Annotated in this window: 16 protein-coding genes; 14 read left to right on the top strand and 2 right to left on the bottom strand. The window is 41.5% G+C overall.

The features are described 5' to 3' along the window. Positions 1–2 precede the first annotated feature (2 nt). From IEW05_RS11685 to IEW05_RS11650, 8 genes are all read left to right on the top strand, one after another. Entirely contained in the window at positions 3–1,430 is a 1,428-nt protein-coding gene (locus IEW05_RS11685) for an N-acetylmuramoyl-L-alanine amidase family protein (protein ID WP_188538874.1), read from the top strand. Between the two features lie 24 nt (positions 1,431–1,454). After that, positions 1,455–2,060, top strand: coding sequence for a GerMN domain-containing protein (locus tag IEW05_RS11680; protein WP_188538872.1), 606 nt, complete (start codon positions 1,455–1,457; stop codon positions 2,058–2,060). Positions 2,061–2,132: 72 nt separating this feature from the next. After that, entirely contained in the window at positions 2,133–4,865 is a 2,733-nt protein-coding gene (locus tag IEW05_RS11675; protein ID WP_188538869.1) for an S-layer homology domain-containing protein, read from the top strand. An 88-nt stretch (positions 4,866–4,953) separates the two neighbouring features. Next, positions 4,954–5,616, top strand: coding sequence for an endonuclease III (gene nth / locus IEW05_RS11670; RefSeq protein ID WP_188538867.1), 663 nt, complete (start codon positions 4,954–4,956; stop codon positions 5,614–5,616). A 42-nt stretch (positions 5,617–5,658) separates the two neighbouring features. Beyond that, the gene (locus IEW05_RS11665) at positions 5,659–5,943 is read left to right on the top strand and encodes an NAD/NADP transhydrogenase alpha subunit (protein WP_188538865.1); all 285 of its coding nucleotides are present in this window, start codon (positions 5,659–5,661) and stop codon (positions 5,941–5,943) included. Between the two features lie 217 nt (positions 5,944–6,160). After that, entirely contained in the window at positions 6,161–9,838 is a 3,678-nt protein-coding gene (locus IEW05_RS11660; protein WP_188538863.1) for a dynamin family protein, read from the top strand. A 207-nt stretch (positions 9,839–10,045) separates the two neighbouring features. Further along, a complete protein-coding gene (purT, locus tag IEW05_RS11655) occupies positions 10,046–11,230 on the top strand; it encodes a formate-dependent phosphoribosylglycinamide formyltransferase (RefSeq protein ID WP_188538862.1) in 1,185 nt (394 codons plus the stop codon). Beyond that, a complete protein-coding gene (locus IEW05_RS11650; RefSeq protein WP_188538860.1) occupies positions 11,223–11,675 on the top strand; it encodes a GNAT family N-acetyltransferase in 453 nt (150 codons plus the stop codon). Before purT ends, IEW05_RS11650 begins: the two co-directional genes overlap by 8 nt. Positions 11,676–11,785: 110 nt before the next feature. Here the strand turns inward: IEW05_RS11650 and IEW05_RS11645 are convergent, their stop codons facing one another. Then, entirely contained in the window at positions 11,786–12,388 is a 603-nt protein-coding gene (locus IEW05_RS11645; protein ID WP_229753349.1) for a hypothetical protein, read from the bottom strand. Positions 12,389–12,600: 212 nt separating this feature from the next. Here IEW05_RS11645 and IEW05_RS11640 point away from each other — a divergent pair, with 212 nt between their 5' ends. From IEW05_RS11640 to IEW05_RS11630, 3 genes are read left to right on the top strand one after another with little or no spacing between them, the layout of a single operon-like run. Beyond that, positions 12,601–14,259 carry a response regulator gene (locus tag IEW05_RS11640; RefSeq protein WP_188540832.1) on the top strand — a complete coding sequence of 553 codons (1,659 nt, stop codon included), beginning with the start codon at positions 12,601–12,603 and terminating at the stop codon, positions 14,257–14,259. After that, the gene (locus tag IEW05_RS11635) at positions 14,256–16,046 is read left to right on the top strand and encodes a sensor histidine kinase (RefSeq protein WP_188538856.1); all 1,791 of its coding nucleotides are present in this window, start codon (positions 14,256–14,258) and stop codon (positions 16,044–16,046) included. The genes IEW05_RS11640 and IEW05_RS11635 overlap by 4 nt, the downstream gene beginning before the upstream one ends. Then, positions 16,043–17,026 carry a substrate-binding domain-containing protein gene (locus IEW05_RS11630; RefSeq protein ID WP_188538854.1) on the top strand — a complete coding sequence of 328 codons (984 nt, stop codon included), beginning with the start codon at positions 16,043–16,045 and terminating at the stop codon, positions 17,024–17,026. Before IEW05_RS11635 ends, IEW05_RS11630 begins: the two co-directional genes overlap by 4 nt. A gap of 80 nt (positions 17,027–17,106) precedes the next feature. Here IEW05_RS11630 and IEW05_RS11625 read toward each other — a convergent pair whose 3' ends face one another. After that, entirely contained in the window at positions 17,107–17,424 is a 318-nt protein-coding gene (locus tag IEW05_RS11625) for a hypothetical protein (RefSeq protein ID WP_188538852.1), read from the bottom strand. Positions 17,425–17,717: 293 nt separating this feature from the next. On the opposite strand from IEW05_RS11625, the gene IEW05_RS11620 reads away from it, so the two are divergent. Genes IEW05_RS11620 through IEW05_RS11610 form a run of 3 tightly spaced genes read left to right on the top strand, consistent with a single transcriptional unit; the run spans position 17,718 to position 22,760 of the window. Then, positions 17,718–19,088, top strand: coding sequence for a sugar phosphate nucleotidyltransferase (locus tag IEW05_RS11620; protein WP_188538850.1), 1,371 nt, complete (start codon positions 17,718–17,720; stop codon positions 19,086–19,088). A gap of 19 nt (positions 19,089–19,107) precedes the next feature. Continuing rightward, positions 19,108–21,168: a cyclic di-GMP-binding domain-containing protein, MshE-related gene (locus IEW05_RS11615; protein ID WP_188538848.1), complete on the top strand. Its 2,061-nt coding sequence runs from the start codon at positions 19,108–19,110 to the stop codon at positions 21,166–21,168. Between the two features lie 38 nt (positions 21,169–21,206). Continuing rightward, positions 21,207–22,760: a glycosyltransferase family 39 protein gene (locus IEW05_RS11610; RefSeq protein ID WP_188538846.1), complete on the top strand. Its 1,554-nt coding sequence runs from the start codon at positions 21,207–21,209 to the stop codon at positions 22,758–22,760. Positions 22,761–22,874: the final 114 nt, after the last annotated feature.

The raw sequence follows: 22,874 nt of genomic DNA, 5'->3' as shown, positions 1-22,874 counted from the left end.
GGATGAAAAAAATAGGTTTAGTGTTGGTGATGTTTCTTTGTAGTTTTGTGTTCATTTTTCCGGGGATGGGACATGCTGCTAGTAATACTAGCATCTATCTTGATGGAAAAGCACTGAACTTACCTAAGAACGGGGAAGTTCAAAATGTGAACGGTAATGTAATGATACCAATTCGTGTCGTCGTCGAGGAGCTAGGATTTAACGTCAACTGGGATAAAGTAACGCGCACGGTAACCATACAGCAATCCGGTACAACAATGAAGCTTGTTGTGGATAACAAAATGGCAACAGTGAACGATAACCAAGTTAAATTATTGGTTGCTCCAATATTAAAAGGCGATACGACACTTGTTCCTTTACGTTTCATTAGTGAGCAAGTAGGGTTAACAGTTCAATGGAATAACGAAACGAAGTCTGCGTATTTAATTACCCCAAATTCCGGGAATGAAAACGGATCGGGTGGAAATGATGATTCTAATAATGGATCTACCAATCCTACACCTCCAGATGTAAATGTTAATTTAGCATCAATTGGGGGTATAAGTTTTAGTGACAATAAACTGATGATTGCCACCGATAAAAATGTGACACCTAATATTTTCAAACTAACGGGTCCTGATCGGTTGGTTGTTGATCTACCAAATGCGAAGTTTTCGGATACGTTCTCAAACGGACAAATGCTAGATTCCAACATGAATGGATATATCGACGTAGAAGGCTACCCTGACGTATCCAAAATTCGTTATTCCTTATTTAGTGATAGTCCCTCTACGATTCGTGTGGTCATAGATTTAACGAAATCTATAAACTATACACTGACCAATGACAATGATGGGCTCATCTTTGTAGATCTAAATAGCGATTCTTCTACTCCATCCGTTCCGGGTGGAAGTGGTAAAAAGCTAGTTGTGATCGACGCTGGTCATGGAGGAACCGATCCAGGTGCGATAAGTGTAACGAAAAAGAAAGAGAAAGATTTCAACCTCGCTGTTGTATTGAAAGTGGAGCAGTTGCTGAAGAATGAGCCTGAAATTGATTATGTTCTTACACGAAGCGGCGATACGTACCCTACGCTCCAGGATCGGGTAAAGATCGCAAATGATTTGAATGCTGATATCTTTATTTCAATCCATGCTAACTCTGGATCTGCAACTGCTAGTGGAGTTGAAACGTATTATACTCGGAAAGAAAGTATCGAACTTGCAAATGTGATGCATAAGTATCTCGTTTCATCTTCCGGGTTGACTGATCGGAAAGTACGCTCCAAAAGCTTGCATGTCACTCGGGAAACCAAAATGCCAGCCGTTCTTCTGGAATGCGGTTATTTAAGTAACCCTAAAGACGATGCAGTATTGTATACTGAATCGTTCCAGAACAGTGTAGCGGCTGGAGTTGTAAAGGGTATCAAGGAATATCTTGGTGTCAACTAAGTGTTCAACAAAGGAGGAGTCATCATGAACAAAAAAAAGTGGGTCTTCGGGATGTTGATTCTTTTGTTGGTCCTGAGCACAGGTTGTGGTCAGAAACCTCAGGCTTCATCGGGAAGTAACTCCCAAAATGAGGGGACGGAAAGTAATAGTGTCAGTGATCCTGTTACTGTGTCACCAGGTAACACGACAGAGGGATCAGAAAATAACACTGTGGAGACGGACACGAAAGAAACTCAGGAAACGAAGGAAACAATTAAAACGTATTACACGGATGATCAAATGATGGATTTGAAGCAGGTCTCTAAGGAAATTTCGTATTCCGAGGATACCCAGAAATACGAAGTTGCTTTGAAAACTTTGCAGGACAGTGGTAATGCAGATTTGTTCGCTCTATGGGAAAAGGTAATATTCAAATCTGTCAAATTTGCCGATGGTGAACTTACGGTGGACATTACATTGCCAGATGAAGCTCGTCTTGGAGCTGGCGGAGAATCTCTTGCTATTGATTCATTGAAGCAAACGATGTTCCAGTTCACTGAAGTGAAGACAATCGAACTTCTTGTTGATGGAGCTCAAGTAGATAGTCTAATGGGACATGTTGAATTGGAACATCCAATGACAAGAAATTAGAGAGAATTAGAGGAATGAGGTCCCTTACCGTCGAATATGGTAGGGACCATTTTTTAAAAAGGGGAGAAATTAATGTCATCATTTAAACGCAGCTTCAAACGAAATACAAAACAAGCAGTTTCGACAATGTTAGTAACGGCTATGTGCTTAAGTGGCGGAGCAGCTGCCTTCGCTGATCAAGCAGCGCCAACTGCCTCGAACCAAAGCACAGCATCTGTTTCTATATTTAGTGATGTCAAAGACGGGTTTTGGGCTGAAAAACATATTTACAAACTAGCAGCTGAAGGAATCATTCTTGGTAATGAAGGTAAGTTCCGTCCAAGTGATAGTGTGACTCAACAGGAAGCCATCACTATGGCGATCCGCTTCATGAACTTGGACTCCCAAAAAGGTGATGGTTCTAATTCACCGAGCGAGCTTAATGTCGGTAACTATTACAAACCTTATGTAGAACTTGCAGTAAAGAAAAACCTCATCGACAAGAAAGAAGAGGCTGCAGCTACTGGAGCTAAAGAAACTTGGGGTTCGAAAAAAGCTTCTCGAGAATGGGTAGCCAAGATTCTAGTGAGAGCATTAGGTAAGGATGCGGAAGCAAAAGCTTCAGCTAGTAATTCTACCGGGTTCGCTGATAATGATAAAATTACAGCATCGAGCCGAGGATACGTTAATGTAGCTGTTCAATTGGATATTACAAAAGGTGTTGAAGGTAATAAATTTGATCCACTAGGTAATGTTACTAGAGCACAGCTTGCTACGTTTCTAAGTCGTGGTGGAGATCATTTTACTCCTAATTATAATAATGTCTTTGAAGGCATTGTGACAGAGTTGACGGATAGTAAATTGACACTAGCTGTAAACGGTCAGCTGAAGAGCTTCATTCTAGACAACCGGAGCGTATATTTTACAAAAGATTCAGAAGTTAAAACAACGAAGGCGGAACTTAAACCTTATACCAAAGTACTCGTTGTGGACAAGGTTGGTTCAGCTGCCTACGTTGAAGTGCTCGATGCCAAACAGCAGCTTGATAGCACAGAAGGTACATTACTGCGGATGCTCAGTGGCAATCGCATGCTACTTCTAGTGAATAACGATTCCGTGACTTATACTTATGATCAGAACACAGCTTTCCTTGATCAGAACGGTAATGCTATAAAGGCGGAAAACCTCACACCAGATAGCACGGTAGTAGTTCAGCGTGAAACTTACTCGGGGGCTAATAAGCCGATTATTGTGCAGGTAAAATCTGCGATTGTGAATAAGAGCGGTAAAGGAACCGTAAGTAGCGTAAATGTTACAGATAAAACGTTGAGTATTAAAGACGCTTCCGGTAACACGGAAACATTTAAATTTGATGACAGCGCTAATGGAACTATTGTGCGTTATCAGTCTCAGATTCTTACTTTGGGTGAATTAAAGCCGGATATGGCTGTGAGTTATGTAGTTAAGAATAACGTACTGGATTCGATCGAAGTAACGCAAGGCGTGGAACGTACGGTAACAGGAACCTTGATTAGTATTGATGGGAATTCTCTTTTGTCATATAAAAATGCCAGCGGTTATCCAGAATTGAAATATCTAGCTGAGAAGCCAAAAGTGGTGATAAACGGAATAAGTGATGCTAGTTTGGCGGATTTGATCGCTGATGTGAACGGTGGAGATAAGGTCGAATTGACCCTTGATCCGGAGGAAAAAGTGACTCAAATCGTTGTACAAGGACGTCAATCCGAACAACTATCAGACGCAGCGGTTGTTAACTATGATACTAAATCAAAGACACTTACGGTTCTTGACTCAGCGAAGAAACCTCATGTTTTCGTGGTAGACGAGAAGACAAAACTGGATTACAACTCAAAAACTCCGACATTGTCAGGCGTCGAATCATTGTTAACAAAGGACCGGAAAATTAATATTACACATATCGGGGATCGCGTATTGTCCCTACAAGTAATTTATAAGTACGATGGAACTTTCTTAACAGCTGATACAACAAAGAAAATTATTACGGTTCAATTGGCTGATGGAAAAACAGTAGCTGTACCTTATCAAGGATCGACACCATCCATTGAATTGTACGGTAAGACCAATGTAGCAATTGGTGATATCAAGTTGGGTGACCCTGTAACATTAATTCTGAGTGCTAATCAAGATGCATTGCAGACGTTAGCAGTAAAATCGACAGTTCAGTTTGAAGTAAGTTCGGTGAGTACTGCGAATAGTCGTATCCGTGCTGTTGTAGATGGAGTAAGTAATGAATTTTATGTGAACGAAGCTACTTTGATGAATGAGAATGGTGCTGTAATTAAGCTAGCGGATCTAGAGGCTGGACAAACGATTAATGTGACTTTCAGTGGTAAAACGGCTGTTTCACTTCAAGTAGTGAAGTTAACATTGGGTAAAATTCAATCAATAGATAGCTCTATACTAACGCTGAAATCTTTTGATGGTGCTACGGAAACCTTCTCACTCTCCGGAGGAGTAAAGGTACTTCGTGGAAGTTCAGTAAGTACAGGTATAACTAGCTTAACAACATCGGATCATGTCGAGGTTCGTAAAGGCACTGATGGTAGTCTTATCATTAAGGTACTGACAGTACTTGAACGTAAAGTATCGCGTTATGACGGTATCAATAAAGAGATTCTTGTAATTAGAGCGAATCTGTCAGATAATAATTATCGGTTCGCTGTAACACCTGAAACATATATTCATCAAGGAGATACGACATTATCCGTGCAATCTTTGAAGGAAAATGATAAAATTGTTTTGTATTTCAACGGTGACAAGCTGGTTGAGGTCGAAAAACAATAATCATTTTCGTGAGAATAACCGTCTTGATGCGGGATTTTCCCCGGATTTAGACGGTTATTTATTACGTTAAAGGGAGTTGGATGGAGACATGAATGCCGCGGATGTCCGCCATATTCTAGACTGCATAGGCGAAATGTTTCCGGACGCGCATTGTGAATTGGTGCATAGCAATGCTTTCGAATTAACCATCGCTGTATTATTGTCTGCGCAGTGTACCGATGCGACTGTGAATAAGGTGACAGTGGATTTGTTTCAAAAATACAAAACGCCAGAAGACTATGTCTCCGTCCCGCCTGCAGAATTGGAGCAAGATATTCGCCGCATCGGTCTGTTTCGCAGTAAAGCTAAGCATATACAGAAATTGTGTATGATCCTAATCGAGAAGTATGGTAGTGACATTCCTAGTGAGCATGATCAACTAGTGCAATTACCGGGTGTTGGGCGAAAAACGGCCAATGTTGTGGTTTCTAATGCATTTGGTGTTCCTGCTATAGCTGTAGATACTCATGTTGAACGAGTGAGTAAGCGATTAGGACTTGCAGGTTGGAACGATTCGGTATTAGAAGTCGAGAAGAAATTGATGAAGCGTATCCCCAGAGATGAATGGACGCTTACACATCATCGACTTATTTTTTTCGGCAGATATCACTGCAAAGCTCAGAATCCGCAGTGTCAAATCTGTCCGTTACTTGATGTTTGTCGTGAAGGTAAGAAACGTATGAAAAGGTCACAAGTCAGAAAAGATAAATAAAGTGTGACAAAAAAAGATAACGATAGTAGAGGATGGGACTCCATGAGATGTATTTCCGTATACACCGATAACTTTGAATTGTTCTCGGATGTGTTTGAACAAGCGATTGAACTTGATTTGCAAGAGCATGATGAACGCGAATTAGATGGCATTACGATTAGTGATTCTGGTGAAGTTCCAGAGCACTATTTAGAGCGGATGGCAGTTAAGCCAGAAGTAGTAGTCATGAAGGATAAACAGAAGGGCATTACCATATTACAACATGGTAAAGTGTTTGAAATATTGATTCCGTCTGAAGCAGATAAGGTTGAGGCTTCACTGATCTAGTATTTAATAATGACCGATTCTTGGGATAAATTCCTAGGGGTCGGTTATTTTTATATCTGGAAATTTTGTTTTAATGAAATGTCGCTCAAGGCTTCCATGAATCTCTAAGGTAATGTAAAATATTGAAAAACAGAAACAGACACAAAGTGTTCAAATAATACAAACGTGAACTTTCTTGCTGTCTATATTCTTAATGCAAGTGAGAAGGAGATTATTTATGGCGACGATTACAACCAGTCAGGATTATCCGCTTCAATTACTTCTTGACCAACTAAGAGCACAGTACAAGATGTATGGAGATATGACCACTTACCGTGAAATCGATGATTTACAGGAAAAGTTAAATGCAAACGAATTAACACTGTCGTTTTGTGGTCATTTTTCGGCAGGGAAATCAAGTCTGATCAATTCATTGTGTGGGAAAGCGGTCTTGCCTTCATCCCCTCTTCCAACAACAGCAAATGTATCAGTACTCCGTCATGGTCTTCCCAAAGCTCTGTTAACCCCTGTGAATGTAAATGGAGATGTCATCAGTGAAGAGGTTCATGTTCCAATAGAAGAGTTAGAGAAGTATTGTCGTGATGGAAATTCATATTCTATGGTTTCAGTATGGGATGAGATTCCGCTATTGGGTGAGCATGGGGTTCTGCTAGATACCCCTGGAGTGGATTCCGGAGATGCGGCGCATGCATTAGTTACAAATTCAGCCCTTCACTTGGGAGATGTCGTGTTCTATGTAATGGATTATAATCATGTCTTATCGGAGAGTAATCTTTCTTTTGCAAAAGTTCTAGCTGATTGGGGCAAGCCACTTTACTTGGTTATAAACCAGATGGATAAGCACCGGGAGGACGAGGTGTCCTATGAGGCTTATCAAAAATCAGTTCAGAATGTGTTTGAACTGTGGGGAATCGTTCCTTCTGGTGTATTTTACATATCGTTAAAAGAGCTTACTCACCCTTTAAATATGCTGTCGCAACTACGAGAGTGTATTACTGAATTATTGACGAAGAGAACGGAGCTACTAAATTATAGTATCGCTTGTTCCGCTCATCATGGTGCGTTGAGCTTTTTGAAGCGTTATGAGGTGAGTGAGGAAGATGAACGCTTTACATTAATTCAGGAAATCGGTGGTGAGAATGCTGTCCTAGAACTGCCGGTAATATTAACGGCACTAGAAGAAAAGATACACTCAAACCAAGGTTTGATCGAGTCTAGGCGCATGGAGTTTACAAAGGAACTAGATCGATTACTTGGAAGTGTACATATTATGACTCCTTCGCTTCGTGAGGCGGGAGAACTTTATTTAGCCAGTCGTGAAAGTAGCTTTAAGACAGGACTGTTGTTCAAGGGAGGAAAGACCCAACGGGAGAAAGAACGCCGTCGGGATGATTTTTTGTCCAAGCTGAAGGAAGGGACTGCAGCACAAGTGGATTGGCATGTTCGTGATCTGCTGCGCCGCTACGGAAGAAGTGAGGAGCTCTGGAGTGCGGAATGGGAGACTGAGATGGATAGGACATTACCGCAAGCGGAGGAGTCGTGGATCACGGAGCCTGCTCAAGAGGGTGCCCTCCTCTCTGGCGACTACACGCTACGCTATGCTGCGGCGGTAGCAGCAGGCATCGCAGGCCGCTACCGCCGCGTAGCCACTCTCTTGTTCGAGCGGCTGCTTGCGGAGGTGCTTGCACCGCGCGTAGCTGTTGCGGCGCAGGAGCTGGCCGCACAGCGCGAGGCGCTGCTGGTGCGGTCTAAGGCAGCGGCGCGGCTTAAGGCGCTTGACGCCGCCGCTAAGGAACGCGCCGAGCGCCTGCAGGCGCTGCTCGGCGCCGCCCCGTCCCTCCCTCCGGGCATTCTGCCGGAGGTGAGGGACCTGCAGCCGCTGCCAGATACTGTGGCGGCGGCCGTAGCATCGGCGCCTGCGGCGCCGGCCACGCCGGCGGTAGCCGCGGCAGAAGCGCCGCACGCGCCTGCCGTGCCCGCCGCCGCTGCCGGGAACGGCCAGCGGCGCCTAACGGCCGCGGCCGAAGTGCTGGAGGCCGCCGCAGAGGTGCTGGGCCCGTACCCGGCCTTTGGCACAGGGGTACGGGAATTGCGTGCCCGTGCGTCCCATTTACGCGGCGGCAAGTTCACGGTTGCGCTGTTCGGTGCGTTCAGCGCAGGCAAGTCTTCCTTCGCCAACGCCCTGCTAGGCTCAGAGATCCTACCTGTATCGCCGCATCCAACTACAGCGGCGATTAATGTAATTATGGCGCCTCAGCAAGGGATGGAGCATGGTCAAGCTAAGATTATCTTTAAATCCCTTGAAGCGATGAAGAGTGATCTAACTTATTCTTTTGAGTCCCTACAACTTGGGCCATGGAAGGAACAGAACTGGTTGTCTCAAGTGTCTAAAATAAAAATAAGTGATGTGCCTCCTTCAGGGAGAGCACACTATAGCTTTCTTCGAGCAGCAGCTTCCGGATGGAGTGAATACGCTAACCATTTGGGGGGCCAGATTGTCGCGAATCTGGAGGATTTCTCTTCCTATGTATCAGATGAGAATAAGGCTTGCTTCGTTGCTGAAATTCAATTGTATTACGCTTGTCCTTTGACAGAACAAGGATTAGTCATCGTGGATACACCTGGCGCTGATTCAATCCATGCACGCCATACGAATGTGACCTTTCAATATATGAAGAATAGTGATGCTCTTGTCTACGTGACTTATTATAATCACGCATTTTCTAGGGCTGACCGCCAGTTTCTAGCTCATCTTGGAAGAGCTAAAGGAAGCTTTGCGCTCGATAAAATGTTCTTCATTGTCAATGCGGCTGATTTGGCTGCAACGTCCGGGGAACTTGAAGAAGTTATTGAATATGTACAGGATGGTCTTCGTGGTGCCGGAATCGATTCTCCGCAAATTTACGCGGTTTCCAGCCAAATGGCCTTGGATGCTAGAAAGAGGAATGAAGAGGTTTCCGAAGCTTCAGGTTTTGCAAAGTTTGAGCGTGCTTTCTTTGAATTTATAAGTCAAGATTCTGCAGGGCTGCTCATTGACGCGGCACAAAGAGAACTGAACGTTATCATGGACCGCGTTGATCAATGGACGACTACAATCATGCAAAGTAAGGAGGAACGTCTAGCTCACATCGAAAAACTGCAAGAAGACCGCAAGATATTTGTGGAAGAACTGGATAGATTGAAGTTGCGGAACCGAGATATGGAGATTCGTCAGGAAATTGAAGAATTATTGTATCATGTCAGACAAAGACTTCGTTTTCTTGCGGGTGATCTGTTTCTTGAATATTTCCATCCGTCGCTTCTTCAAGATGATGGTGGTGACTTAAAGCGTAAGTTTAATTCAACGTTTCACGGTTGGTTGGCTGGATTGTCACTAGAGCTGGAACGCGAAATCCAGGTAACCTCACTAAGAGTAGAGCAAAAGTGTACTGTTCTTCTGGATATGGAATATAACATCTGGATGGAAGAACTAAAAGGACGATTGATGAACATTCCAGCATTTGTGGCTCATCCCGCGATGAAATGGGCCTCTGTCCTTGCCAAAGAAGGTTGGCTTGAGCAGGCACTTCAACCGGGTGATTATTGGATGTATTTTAAGAACCCTAAGACTTTCTTTGAGGGGGGCGGCAAGCAGAAATTACGTGAGGCTGTCGAGTCACCTTTGGAGGATAAGGTTAAAGAGGTCATGGACGAAGCCATAGGAGACATGTTTGTGCTATTTAGTGAGGAGATGGCTAGAGGACTGTCTATACGTGTACATTCTTTAAATGAACAATGGGATGAATGGGAAACGGGCATAAGTGATATTACGATTACCTCTGATGGAGAAGAATCGTGGAAGAATGTAAGTCAAAAACTTCATTCTATGAACCAAATCTTACATGCGACTATCTAATTATCTATCCTAATACGATTAGAGTAAGAGACGGTGTAGGGTAGCTCAGTTTCGGTTTTTGTAACTTTTTGTCGAATAAAATGTGAAATTAATGAAAGACTATTGCAAAATTCGTGTAAATCCCTGAAAATAGAATGAGCTTAATATCATATTATCAATTTATTGTTCATAAATACGAACTCTATTTCAGGAGGTATTTCGGATCTCATGTGGGGAGCTCCTTTATCAAAGCAGGCCAAAAGCATCATGTTGCTCGGCAGTGGGGAATTGGGCAAGGAAGTAGTGATCGAAGCAGGGCGACTTGGAGTCAAAACGATCGCCGTTGATCGGTATGAGAACGCTCCAGCTATGAGCGTAGCTCAAGAGTCATATGTAATTGACATGTTAGATGGCGAGGCTTTGAGATCACTCATCGTGAACATCTCACCGGATATTATAGTGCCGGAGGTTGAAGCGATTGCTACGTCAGTTCTGGTTGAATTGGAAAAGGAAGGCTTCACCGTTATTCCGACCGCAACAGCAGCACTGTTGACGATGGATCGCGAAGGAATTCGTAGATTGGCTGCAGAAGAGTTAGGTTTACGTACAGCTAACTATGAGTTTGCTGATAGCCTGGAAGAATTACAAGCTGCAGTATCAAAAGTCGGTATTCCTTGTGTGATCAAACCGTTGATGAGTTCATCCGGTAAAGGTCAAAGTGTATGCAGGAAGCTTGATGAAGTTGAAGGATGCTGGAACAATGCTCTGGAAGGTGCGCGCGCCAAAAAAATGCGTGTCATTGTTGAATCCTTTGTACCATTTGTTAGTGAGATCACATTGCTGACGGTCAGATCTGTATCGGGTACAATCTTCTGTCCACCGATTGGTCATATTCAACAGGATGGGGATTACACCCAATCTTGGCAACCTCATTTCCTAAATGAGGATCAGCTTAGCGAGGCTCAGAATATTGCACGGAAAATTACGGATGCGCTTGGTGGGTTTGGTTTGTTTGGTGTAGAACTGTTCGTGACGGAAGATGGTATCGTCTTTAGCGAAGTCTCTCCAAGACCACATGATACGGGTATGGTGACCATGGTCACTCAGGATTTGTCGGAATTTGCACTACATGTACGGGCCATTCTTGGGCTTCCGATTCATTCGGTTGAACTGCTGACTCCTGGAGCTTCTGCAACACTAAAAGGTGATCGTGAAGGAGAAAATTTTGTGATTGCTGGAATGGATGAAGCGCTGAGTCTACCAAGAACGCAAATCCGCGTGTTTGGCAAACCGCTCTGTAAGCCAGGACGCCGGATGGCAGTTGCCCTAAGTGGGGCAGAGGATGTTGAAACAGCTCGCAGCCGCGCTAATCAAGCGGCAAGTCTACTGAAGGTGGTATGGTCTAATGAGTAGTCAGGTCTTAGCTCCAACCTTGGTAATCCGAACTAGCTGTAGCGACGATGTTAACGGCATGCTTCCATTGATGCGTCAGCTCCGTTATCCTACGACACCTAGTGTGCTTAAAGAACATCTCTCCATGTTAGACAATCATCCTCTATTCTGTAATCTTGTCGCTGAATTGGATGGAAACGTTGTGGGTACAACCTTCTTAAAGCTCTATCAGACACATGATATGAAGAAGCCAGTGACGCAGATTACTGCGATGGTAGTGGATGAAGAACATCGTGGAACCGGGATCGGTAAACGTTTGTTACGAGAAGCAGAAACCTGGTGTAAGCAGCATGGAAGCTCGCAGATGTATCTGTCTACAGGTGATCGCAACATGGACGCCAAAACATTTTATGAACACTTAGGTTTTATTTGCACTGGATACCGCTTAAGTAAGACATTATCATAATTCAATCTTGATCAGTTAGTTGTTCGTTCTCCGAACTAATAACTGAAGAAGGGATGTTCTTAGATCATTATGATCTAAAGAAACATCCCTTCTTTTTTTGTTCTGTTTCATTAATTAGCTGCGTATCTCGATTGATTTTCATTGGCTGTAGCATTCCATTGAAGGCAGTAAGCTCTGCGATACGTGTCCAAATGACCTCGAAATACTAGACGAAGAAAATTACACGACTGTAAATCGGATGGAGTTGTTAATGCAGCTGACTTATTGATTAGATTAACCCCACCTTTTTGAAAGACGTCACTGACGAACTGTGAACAGAAATAGGAGTTTTCTCCACCGAGTTCTATATTGAGAATGATCCCTAAAATGCCGAGAAAATTGTAGCTGTATAATTCATTATTTTCTTCAAAGTTCTGAACATAGGCTCTCATCGCATCATAAGTTTCTTTGCTGACCGTACAACTGTAAACAGCACAAGTTGCTTTCTCAAATACTCCGCTATGAATGTTCTCTTTTACAAAACCGCCGTACACTGGAATTAGTGGATGTTTTCTTCCGAAGCTATACACTTTACGTAACTGTGGATCAAAAGCAATAGAGGCGTGGTTAAAAGGAGCTCTGGTATACAAACCAATCATTTTAGCTACGAGGGTCCGCGGATTGCTCAATAGAATATAAATTTGCATCGAATTATTCATAAGTTTACCCGCCATAAATTTTATTATTTTGTTTTTCTTCTTGATATTACCATGGTATTTCATTAGAAGGAATACCGAAACCGACTTAGGAATGAAAATAATACTAGACTATAGTCGAGCATGCAATTTAGGCATCATTTACTTTTATAAGACAATGGTATAAAATCGTCTGGAAATTATGGAGATTAAAGGATTAGTTATGCTCAATGAGGAAGGGGATGATCATGATGTATAAATTGATATTAGTGGATGATGAGGAAGACGTAAGGGAAGGATTACTAGGATTAATTGATTGGGAGAGTATTGGATATCAGGTTATGGACACTGCGGAGAATGGGAAAGAAGCTGCAGAATCCGTCGATAAATTTTTTCCTGACGTGGTGGTAACCGATATTCAAATGCCTTTTATGAACGGTCTACAGTTGTCTGAGTGGATTCGTTGTCATTATCCAGCTACTAAAATCATTATCCTGACAGGTTATGATGAATTCGAATATGCGCAAAAGGCGATTAGGCTAGGTATAGATGAATACATATTGAAACCATTCTCTGCAGGCGAACTAGTAGAGGTTCTTCAGAAAGTAAAGGGTCAGCTAGACGAGGAAATGGCTGCCAAGGAAAATGTACAACTGTTGACAGAACATTATCAAAAGAATTTACCAATTCTACAAAGTTTGTTCCTGTCCTCTTTAATGTCACGTAGACTCCCAGCCTCTGAAATTCGTGAGAAAAGTCTGTATTACGATCTTGATTTGAATGGACAGAATTACCTTGTATCAGTGATTTGTATTGATTCAATTACAAAAGCATCGAATGCTCCATTTCGCTCTACTAAGTGGAGTGGATCTGTGTCTCTTAGGGAAACACACGATACTGAGCTTCAATTATTTGCGGTCCTTAATATAGCGGAAGAAATTGTACGTAGGGAAGAGTCAAGCAAAGCATTTATTCATCATGATGAAGTCGTGGTATTAAGCATTTATGAGGGTAGCCATGTGGAAAACGTTGCGAATCGAACCTTTCAATTGCTTGAGGAAGTTTTATATAGTGTGGAACGATACTTGAAATTGACGGTGACGATTGGTGTCGGCTCAGTGATTAGTGATATTGGTGATATTCAATCCTCGTATAATGAAGCACAGCAAGCACTGGATTATCGGTTAATCCTTGGTAACAATAAGGTGATTTGGATTGAAGACGTCGAGACGAGAAATTGGACGAAGCTTTCTTTTGGCGAAATGAAGGAGAAGGAAATGATTCGTTGCCTGAAAGTAGGTAGTGATCAGGAATTACTTGATTTACTGGATGACCATTTCCATGCTCTGATTGATAGTCAAGTATCAAATCAGGATTTTCAGGTATATTTGCTTGAGATGCTAACGGCTGTGATCAAAGCCTCAAAGGATATTCGTGTGGACTTAGATCAACTATTTGGTGATAATGTTACTCTTCTAGGCCAGCTTTCCAGATTTACGCTTGCAGAAGAAGCCAAATCCTGGTTCGTTGGAATTTGCATGAAATTAAAAAATCATATTACATCAAATCGGCAGTCCAGCTATAACAAGTTGGTAGTTGAAGCGCGAGAATATATATTGGCGAACTATAGTGAGAATGATATTTCTATTACAAAGGTTTGTAACCATTTGCATATTAGTACGGGGTATTTCAGTAATATTTTCAAAAAGGAAATGAAGATGACATTTGTTAGTTATTTGATGGGTGTACGAATGGATGCAGCTTTGGACCTGTTACGGAGCAGCGATATGAAAGCGTTTGAAATTGCAGAGGCTGTGGGATTTACCGATCCTAATTATTTTAGCTTTTGTTTCCGTAAAAACTTCGGAATATCACCTAAAGAATATCGAAGTGGAGTAAGACCCCAATGAAATTTTGGAGCATGATTACCCGGTTTCTAAGAGGCTTCCATATCCGCAAAATTCAAGTTCTTATTTCTGTCTCTTCGATTACGATCACTGTGGTGGTTGTCCTTTTGGTAAGTGTTATGTTGTTTAATCGTTTCTCAAGTGCGGCGGAAGAGAACACCTTTCTTGGTCTTGGACAAACGATAGAGCAGGTTAATTCTAATCTGGAATTGTACGTTAGTGGGATGGAGGATATCTTTAATGTCGTAGAAGAAAAGATTAATAAGATGCCTGATGTTACTGATCAACAACTAGGCGAACAACTGGATACTATTATTAATACGCGGGATGATCTTGTCTCTATGGCATTATTTAAACAGGATGGGGAATTAGTGAGGAACGTTCCATCAATTCCAATGCGGCAGAATACGAAGTTAACTGAACAACCTTGGTTTGAGACTGCTATTTCGAAGCCTGGAGCTTTGCAATTTACTGCCCCTCATATCCAGAACCTGTTTAAGTGGCAATATCGATGGGTGGTTTCATTAAGCAAAACGATTATGTACCATGAGAACTCCGAAGTAAAAGTAGGTGTTCTTGTCATTGATGTTAACTTTCGTACGATTGATCAGCTTGGTCAAAAAGTAAGTCTTGGTAAAAAAGGCTACGTGTACATTATTGATGCAGTCGGTAATATGGTATATCACCCTCAACAGCAGTTAATCTATGCGGGATTGAAATACGAAAATCTGGAATCTGTGCTTAATTATAAATATGGTAGCTATCTCGATTATGCTGATGGCGAACAGCGAATTATAACGATTCGTACGGTAAATCCAACCGGTTGGAAAATAGTTGGTGTAGCTTATGCTGATGAATTTTTAACAACTAGAAGGGAACTGAGTGACTTTATTATCTGGTTTCTTATCATCGTGATCATCGCTGTGTTGATTGTAAATATCTATATCTCAGCCAAAATATCGCAACCCATTCGTAAGCTTGAACGGTCGGCATACATGGTTGAGAAAGGTAATTTTCAAACGAACGTGTATGTAAGTGGGGCATATGAAGTTGAACAACTATCAAAAAGGTTCAATCTCATGCTACGGCGGATTCGTGAACTAATGGATCAGATCATCCAAGAGCAAGAGGCGAAACGAAAGAGTGAACTTGATGTGCTCCAATCCCAGATCAACCCTCACTTTCTCTACAACACGCTGAATTCTGTAACCCGTTTAGCAGAATTAGGTAGAAGCGAGGAAGTTGTGACTACGATCACGTCGCTATCGCGATTCTTCCGTATCAGTCTGAGTAGTGGAAGTCATATCATTACCGTGCAAGCTGAGTTAGAGCATGTACGACATTATCTCATCATCCAGACTATTCGGTTCAAGAATAAGTTTGATTATGAAATTATTTGTGAGGATGAAGTGCTTGAATGTCTAACGCTAAAGTTAATCCTCCAACCTCTAGTGGAGAATGCGATTCATCATGGTATAGAGAACTCACCTGAGAAAGGATTTATCGGAATATATGTTAGCGCAGAGGACGACAAACTGATCATTCGAATTAAGGATAATGGTGTGGGGATGTCGGAAGAAAAGCTGAAAAAAATATTTAGTAGTGTCAGTAAGAGTGGAGGTGGCTCGGGAGTCGGTGTACGTAATGTACAGGAGAGAATTTCACTCTATTACGGTAAAACATTTGGGCTACAGTTTGAGAGCGAACAGGAAGAAGGGACAACGGTAACCATAACAATTCCTATGGTCAAGCCGGATGATATACCTGACCCAAGGGAGGATGAGTCATGAGTAAGATCATAGTGATCTGTGGTAAGAGAATTATGATTGTCGCTTTGTTGACACTACTGCTCTCATCGTGTACACCTTCTAAGAGTTTGCAAAGTGAAGAAAATATCATAGCAGTAGATATGATCGTTAAGCTCGATCGAGGAGATTATTGGGATACTATCAGAATGGGAGCTGAAGCTGCAGCCAAAGAGTATAATGTTAAGCTGAATTTTCTAGCTCCTGATAACGAGAATAATTACAAGGAGCAGATTACCTTAATGGAACAATCGATTGCTCGCAAACCTGACGTCATTGTACTAGCGGCGAGTGATTATGAAGCATTAGGTCAGGTAACAGATCAGACTTCTTATTATAATATTCCGGTCATTTCCATGGATTCGGAAGTGGCATCAGCGAAAGTTAAATCATATGTAGGCACAAATAATTACGAAGCAGGCCAGAAAGCGGCGGAGCGCTTAGTCAAACTGACAGGAGAGAATAGTCAAATTGGGATTGTTAATTTTGTGCAAGGAGCACGGAATGCAGATCAACGTGAAGAAGGGTTTCTTGATTACGTCGCCCGGTTCTCAGGCGTTCAAGTCATGGACATCGAATATTGTGGATCAGACGAACAATTGGCATATAAACAAACGAAACAGATGCTGATGGATTTCCCTAATCTGAACGGTATTGTCTCACTTAGCGCAGAGTCTTCTATCGGTGCTGGTAAAGCTGTTGTAGATTTGGGTTATGCAGGTTTGGTGAAATTAATTACATTTGACAATCCACCGGAGATGCTTGAGCTACTGCAAGAGGGTACCGTCCAAGCAATGGTAGTACAAAATCCCTTTAATAACGGATATATGGCTATAGTCACAGCGGTGCAAGCTGCACGTGGCGAGCATATCGATGACAGGATCCCTACCGATACGAAGCTTATTGATCTGGACAATATGTTATGGCCAGAGAATCAGAAGTTGTTGTTTCCATTCGTAAAATAGACGAGAGAGGGAGATCGGTGGAAGAAATCGCTGCGCTTGTCGTTTGATCTTTCGATCGTTGTTACCGTGTGATTGTTTGATTAAATAGCACCCGATGAGGTTACAATCACACGGCAAAGACGAACGCTTCGCTTCTCCAGATTCAAACGGCCTACTCCGCGATTTTTCACCGATCTTTTGGTGGGAGTGAATAAAGATCGCTGCGCATGCCGTTTGATCTTTCGATCGTTGTTGCCGTGTGATTGTTTGATTAAATAGCACCCGATGAGGTTACAATCACACGGCAAAGACGAACGCTTCGCTTCTTCAGATTCTAATGTCCTGCTCCGCGATTTTTCACCGATCGTTTGAGAGAGCGAAATAAACGCTAGAACCGACGAAGAGATTAGACTAAGCATGTTTAGTCGATTTCTATGTCGGTTCTTTATTATTTTGTCTTTTTTAGTCATAAACTAGGTGTAATTTAGGGGGATTGATGGATTATGTCGAAATAAAGATTGTTGTAAATTACAAAGTTCGACCCATCATGAGGTAATATATATATATACTGGAAATAATAAAACTGATAGGTTATAGTAAAATTAAAAGTTTTAATTTAGTACTATTGGACTATTAGACTATTAGTTTAGTATTTATTGATTCAATTGAGAGATGAGCTTGGAACGTAATGAAAAGCTGGGGGGAGAACTAGATGAGATTAATACTTTTATCCGGCGGGTCTGGTAAGAGATTATGGCCATTATCTAATGATTATCGTTCTAAACAATTTATTAAGGTCATGGATAGTGAAAATCCTACTGATGATTCTCAAACTTCTATGATTCAACGTGTTTGGGCCCGATTAAATGAAATTGATCTTGCAAACTCGGCTGTCATTGCTGCGAGTAGAGTTCAACAAGAAGTCATTCAATCTCAACTTGGCAATGATGTTCCACTTGTACTCGAACCTGTTAAACGGGATACATTTCCAGCAATCTGTCTAGCGTCAAGCTTTTTACATACGAAAATGAATGTACACGATGATGAAGTCATTGTAGTCATGCCTGTTGATGTGGATGCGGATGATGGCTTCTATCACACGATCAAGCAACTAGCGTTGGAATTCGAAACTTCGGAGGCTAAAATTGGACTTATCGGACTAAAGCCAACTCAACCGTCGGAAAAGTTTGGTTACATACTCACGGAACCCAAGAATACGCATTCAACATTACTTAAGATCGATAGATTTATAGAGAAACCATCAGTTGCTGAAGCGTCGAATTTGATCGAACTTGGTGCATTGTGGAATTGTGGTGTGTTTGCATTTCGCTTAGGTTATATTCTAAAGCTATTAGAGGCTGGGAATTGGCCAACTCGGTATGAAGAGTTTTTAGATAAGTATCATTTAATGCCAACAATTAGTTTCGATTATCAAGTGGTAGAGAAGGAAGAGAGCGTCGTTGTATGGCCATATACGGGAAGATGGAATGACCTAGGTACTTGGAATGAATGGACAGAGACCATGCCGAAGCGATTGAATGGTAAAGGGATAATATCTGAAGATAGCATGAATACGCACATCATTAATGAATTGCAAATTCCGGTTATTGTAATGGGTATTTCAAACGCTGTTATTGCAGCAAGCCCTGACGGAATTCTTGTTACAGATAAAGAAATGAGCCAAAAACTTAAAGATGTTGTGCAATCTATTTCAGCACGTCCGATGTATGAAGAAACGTTATATGGCTGGTACCGTGTAATTGATGTAGCTAATAAATTCTCAGATCAACAAGTCATGACGAAACGGGTACATATTTGGGCTGGAAAACATATGAGCTACCAGATTCATGCCAATCGGGATGAAATATGGACTATTATTAATGGTCAAGCTGAGGTTGTTATTGATGATCGACGTTTTCAAGCCAACGCGGGAGATGTGTTTCATATTCAAGTGGGATCCAAACATGCGATTAGAGCGTTACATGATGTTGATCTGATCGAGGTACAAATGGGTAAATTAATTAGCGAAGATGATGTAATTAGGTTAGATTATGATTGGATTGGTTCCAAAGTAAGTATCTGAAGAAGGGAGGGAAGGTTAAGTGAAAGCTATACGAATTGGTGATGCCTTGTTAAGTGAAGGCTTAATTACTAGTCAGCAGTTGCAAGATGCTATTGATTACCAGAGTAAATTTGGTGGGCGATTAGGCGATATTATTGCAGATTTATACGGTGTTAGTCGAGAGGAGATCCATCGGGTCACTAAGCAACTGTCTGGAAAGGGTCGGCTAGGTGAAATGCTGGTGGAAACTGGGCAAATCACGCAGGAACAATTGGATCGTGCACTTGCCTTCCAACAGAAAAGCGGAGGAATTCTTGGTGATATCCTGTTGTCGCTGCGTTTTATTGAACCGGATCGTTTATATCGTGCGATTGCGACTCAGAACAATATTGGTAGAATTGGAGCCGATTTTTCCCTTGAGAGGGATAATAAATTGCCAGAAGCAATGGCTCGTTCTTATAATGCGATCGTTATTAGTAGTGATTTTAATCGTTATTTGGTTGCAGTGAGTACGATTCTATCAGAGGAGAAAATCGCTGAATTAACTGAATACCTCGGAAGACCTGTTGAACAAGTTATGGCTACACGTGATGAGATGGAGTTTTTCTGGAAAGAGGTCTATGTTGAAGAATTGATGCAGCAGAGCACGGAAAAGCTGTTATTCGAAAAACCGGAAAACTCTGCGCATATCACGTTTACAAAATGGCAAAAAATCGGTTTTTATGTGTCATTGGCAATTTTACTTGTTGGATTGTTGTGGAATTGGCTCTGGACATTAATCATATTGAATATTGTTGTTCAATTAGGTTATCTTCTTATGTCTGTCTTTAAGTACGCGATTATTATCATAGGATCAAAGAAAACATCTCAGCTTCGATTTACGGAAGAAGATGTTGCAGCATTAGATGAGCGAACTCTACCCATTTATAGCCTCTTGGTTCCCATGTACAAAGAAAGTAACATTATCCCCAAGCTTCTTCACAACATTGAGAGTTTAGATTATCCCAAATCAAAGCTGGATGTACGGTTGCTGATTGAAGAAGATGATATTGAAGCCCAGCAGTTACTGACGAGTATGAAGCTTCCTTCCTATTATACCGTTCTCGTCGTTCCGCATAGCTTACCCAAAACCAAGCCGAAGGCATGTAATTATGGGTTGATTCGGGCCAGAGGTGAATACGTCGTTATTTATGATGCTGAAGATCGTCCGGATCCGGATCAACTAAAGAAGGTATGTCTTGCTTTTCAAAATAGTCCTGCTAATTATTGCTGTATACAAGCGAAACTTAACTATTTTAATAGCACTCAGAATCTTTTGACTAAGTGGTTCACACATGAATATAGTATGTGGTTTGAATTGCTGTTACCAGGTGTAATGAAATTGGATATTCCAATTCCTTTGGGTGGAACCTCAAACCATTTTAAAACGGAAGTATTGAAAGAAATCAATGCTTGGGATCCATATAATGTGACTGAAGATGCAGATCTTGGTGTTCGACTCTATAAAGAAGGTTATAAGACAGCTATTGTAGACTCTCGAACTTGGGAAGAGGCGACTAGCAAAGTAGGGAACTGGATCAGACAACGGTCACGCTGGATTAAAGGCTATATGCAGACTTGGTTAGTTCATATGCGAAATCCAATCAAGTTATGGCGTGATCTAGGTATGAAGGGTTTCTTTGGATTTCACGCGATGGTGTTGGCTACTCCTCTACTGCCTTTATTAAACCCAATATTTTGGACAATGTTGCTGCTGTGGTATTTGGCAAAAGTGGAAATCATCCCGCTATTTTTCCCTGGTCCGCTTTATTACTTTGCGGCATTTGAGCTGTTTGTTGGTAATTTTATATTTGTATATAGTCTTACGGTAGGCATTTTTTGGGTTACTAAGGAATTACACGACAAGGGAAGCAAAGTCTTCTCATTTTCATTAATTAAATATACGCTGTTGGCACCGATTTATTGGGTATTAATGAGTATTGCAGCGATCAAGGCAGCTATTCAACTCATTACAAAACCTTCTTACTGGGAGAAAACGACGCATGGACATGCCACAACGGATACACATCATGGAGCATCGACGTTCAACAGTGAAATGTAGGTTGTACTTCATAAATTAATTGGATGGGTGAAATGAAAATGGCTACTGCGTGGAAACGACCGATCGTCGTTATATTTATTGCTGTATTACTATTAGAGCTCGCGGTTGGTTATTATTTAACAGCCATCTATGGATTTATGTCCGGTGATGCATCGAGCCGTGTGGCGAATGCTTTTTATGTTCTGTATAGCCGTGAACCGAGTCTAGCGAATATCGGGTTTATTTGGAATCCTTTACCAAGTTTTATGGAAATGATCATACTGGTCTTTTATCCACTATTCCCTGGCCTAGCCACGTACGGATTAGCTGCTGTCATTGTTTCAAGCTTGTTCGCAGCTTTGACTGCAGCATTAATTGTAAAAGCTGGCTTACAGTTTGGTATTAATAAATGGATTAGTCTGATTATTGCGATTCTCTATGCGTTTAATCCTTATATATTTTATTATGGAGCGAATGGATTAACCGAGGTTATTTTTATTTATTTTATAAATCTAGCTGTCATTCAAACTCTTCTGTGGATGCGTAATGATGGTTCGAGGACATTGGTGATTGCAGCATTGGCACTTGCCTTTGCTTTTTGGACAAGGTATGAAACGGTATTTTTTGGCGCGGCTTTGGCGATTGTTGTGCTGGTCTGGATTGTGCAAAGTAAACAAGATCCCATTAAGGAACGTTTGCAACAAGTGGAGGGGACTTGGACAGTCCTGTTAACTCCGGTTGTTTTCTCCGGATTATTATGGATCTTCTTTAACTACACAATCATGGGTGACGGCTTTTATTTCCTGACCTCTACTTACGGCAATTTAGGGCAAGCTGACTTATTAATGAGTGATGATAAATACACATCTCTGATGGGGCATCCCATTGCTACCTTAATTTTTGTCGGGGAGCGTTTATGGTATTTCTGTATCCCACTTATGATCATATTTGTCATACGGATCATCGAGCGTCGCTTATTCAGATGGGATTTCCTGATGTTGATTATTCTGGCTGTCTCCATTCCATTCATGCAGGTAATCCTACTTCTTAAAGGGGGAACCGCAGCGTGGATTCGCTATTACATGTATGCCTTTCCGATAGTGGCTGTATGGACTCCTTATGAGATCAGTCAGATGAAATTCCGAAAGACAGGTTCAACACTTCTGATTATCGGGATGCTGGTCAGTACTGTAGTGATGGGAATGATGATGAACAACCCTAAGATTGCATCTGATGAGTATGAAGCCTTCCGGCATAATAAGTTATATGCTGAACAAGAAGCAGGGGCGGCGGCAACAGCTTATATTAATGAGAATTTGTCTGATCAGAAGATCTTAACGGATTCATTCAGTAGTTTCCGTATTATTATGGGCAGTAAACATCCGAAGAATTTTATTATTACAAGTGATCATGATTTTAAAGAATCTCTAGATAGTCCAACAGACCACGAGGTAGATTTCATATTACTCCCTAACCCTCAAGCAGTATTATCTTTAGATAATGTAAATCAAACGTATCCTAACCTTTATGATCAAGGTGCAGAGTGGGCTACATTGTATAAAGAATTTAATGGATTCTGGCGATTATATAAAGTGAACAAAGTTGTAGAATAACTATACTGAGCAATCTAAATGAATTATCCTGGAGTCTATATGGACTTCAGGATTTTTTTGTCTTAATCATGTAATGAAAATAACAAATAAGCGTATTTACATATGAAATTACTT

The organism is Paenibacillus segetis (genome assembly GCF_014639155.1).
Taxonomy (GTDB): Bacteria; Bacillota; Bacilli; order Paenibacillales; family Paenibacillaceae; genus Fontibacillus; species Fontibacillus segetis.
Note: the sequence above shows the minus strand (reverse complement) of the source record. Positions and strands in the feature narration are given on the sequence as shown.

Excerpts from the sequence above, each read along its gene's own strand:
- IEW05_RS11640 (WP_188540832.1), top strand. The coding sequence starts at position 12,601 with ATGTATAAATTGATATTAGTGGATGATGAGGAAGACGTAAGGGAAGGA.
- IEW05_RS11650 (WP_188538860.1), top strand. The coding sequence starts at position 11,223 with ATGAGTAGTCAGGTCTTAGCTCCAACCTTGGTAATCCGAACTAGCTGT.
- IEW05_RS11685 (WP_188538874.1), top strand. The coding sequence starts at position 3 with ATGAAAAAAATAGGTTTAGTGTTGGTGATGTTTCTTTGTAGTTTTGTG.
- IEW05_RS11610 (WP_188538846.1), top strand. The coding sequence starts at position 21,207 with ATGGCTACTGCGTGGAAACGACCGATCGTCGTTATATTTATTGCTGTA.
- IEW05_RS11645 (WP_229753349.1), bottom strand. The coding sequence starts at position 12,388 with ATGGCGGGTAAACTTATGAATAATTCGATGCAAATTTATATTCTATTG.
- IEW05_RS11675 (WP_188538869.1), top strand. The coding sequence starts at position 2,133 with ATGTCATCATTTAAACGCAGCTTCAAACGAAATACAAAACAAGCAGTT.
- IEW05_RS11630 (WP_188538854.1), top strand. The coding sequence starts at position 16,043 with ATGAGTAAGATCATAGTGATCTGTGGTAAGAGAATTATGATTGTCGCT.
- IEW05_RS11665 (WP_188538865.1), top strand. The coding sequence starts at position 5,659 with ATGAGATGTATTTCCGTATACACCGATAACTTTGAATTGTTCTCGGAT.
- IEW05_RS11620 (WP_188538850.1), top strand. The coding sequence starts at position 17,718 with ATGAGATTAATACTTTTATCCGGCGGGTCTGGTAAGAGATTATGGCCA.
- IEW05_RS11660 (WP_188538863.1), top strand. The coding sequence starts at position 6,161 with ATGGCGACGATTACAACCAGTCAGGATTATCCGCTTCAATTACTTCTT.
- IEW05_RS11680 (WP_188538872.1), top strand. The coding sequence starts at position 1,455 with ATGAACAAAAAAAAGTGGGTCTTCGGGATGTTGATTCTTTTGTTGGTC.
- nth (WP_188538867.1), top strand. The coding sequence starts at position 4,954 with ATGAATGCCGCGGATGTCCGCCATATTCTAGACTGCATAGGCGAAATG.
- IEW05_RS11635 (WP_188538856.1), top strand. The coding sequence starts at position 14,256 with ATGAAATTTTGGAGCATGATTACCCGGTTTCTAAGAGGCTTCCATATC.
- purT (WP_188538862.1), top strand. The coding sequence starts at position 10,046 with ATGTGGGGAGCTCCTTTATCAAAGCAGGCCAAAAGCATCATGTTGCTC.
- IEW05_RS11625 (WP_188538852.1), bottom strand. The coding sequence starts at position 17,424 with ATGCTTAGTCTAATCTCTTCGTCGGTTCTAGCGTTTATTTCGCTCTCT.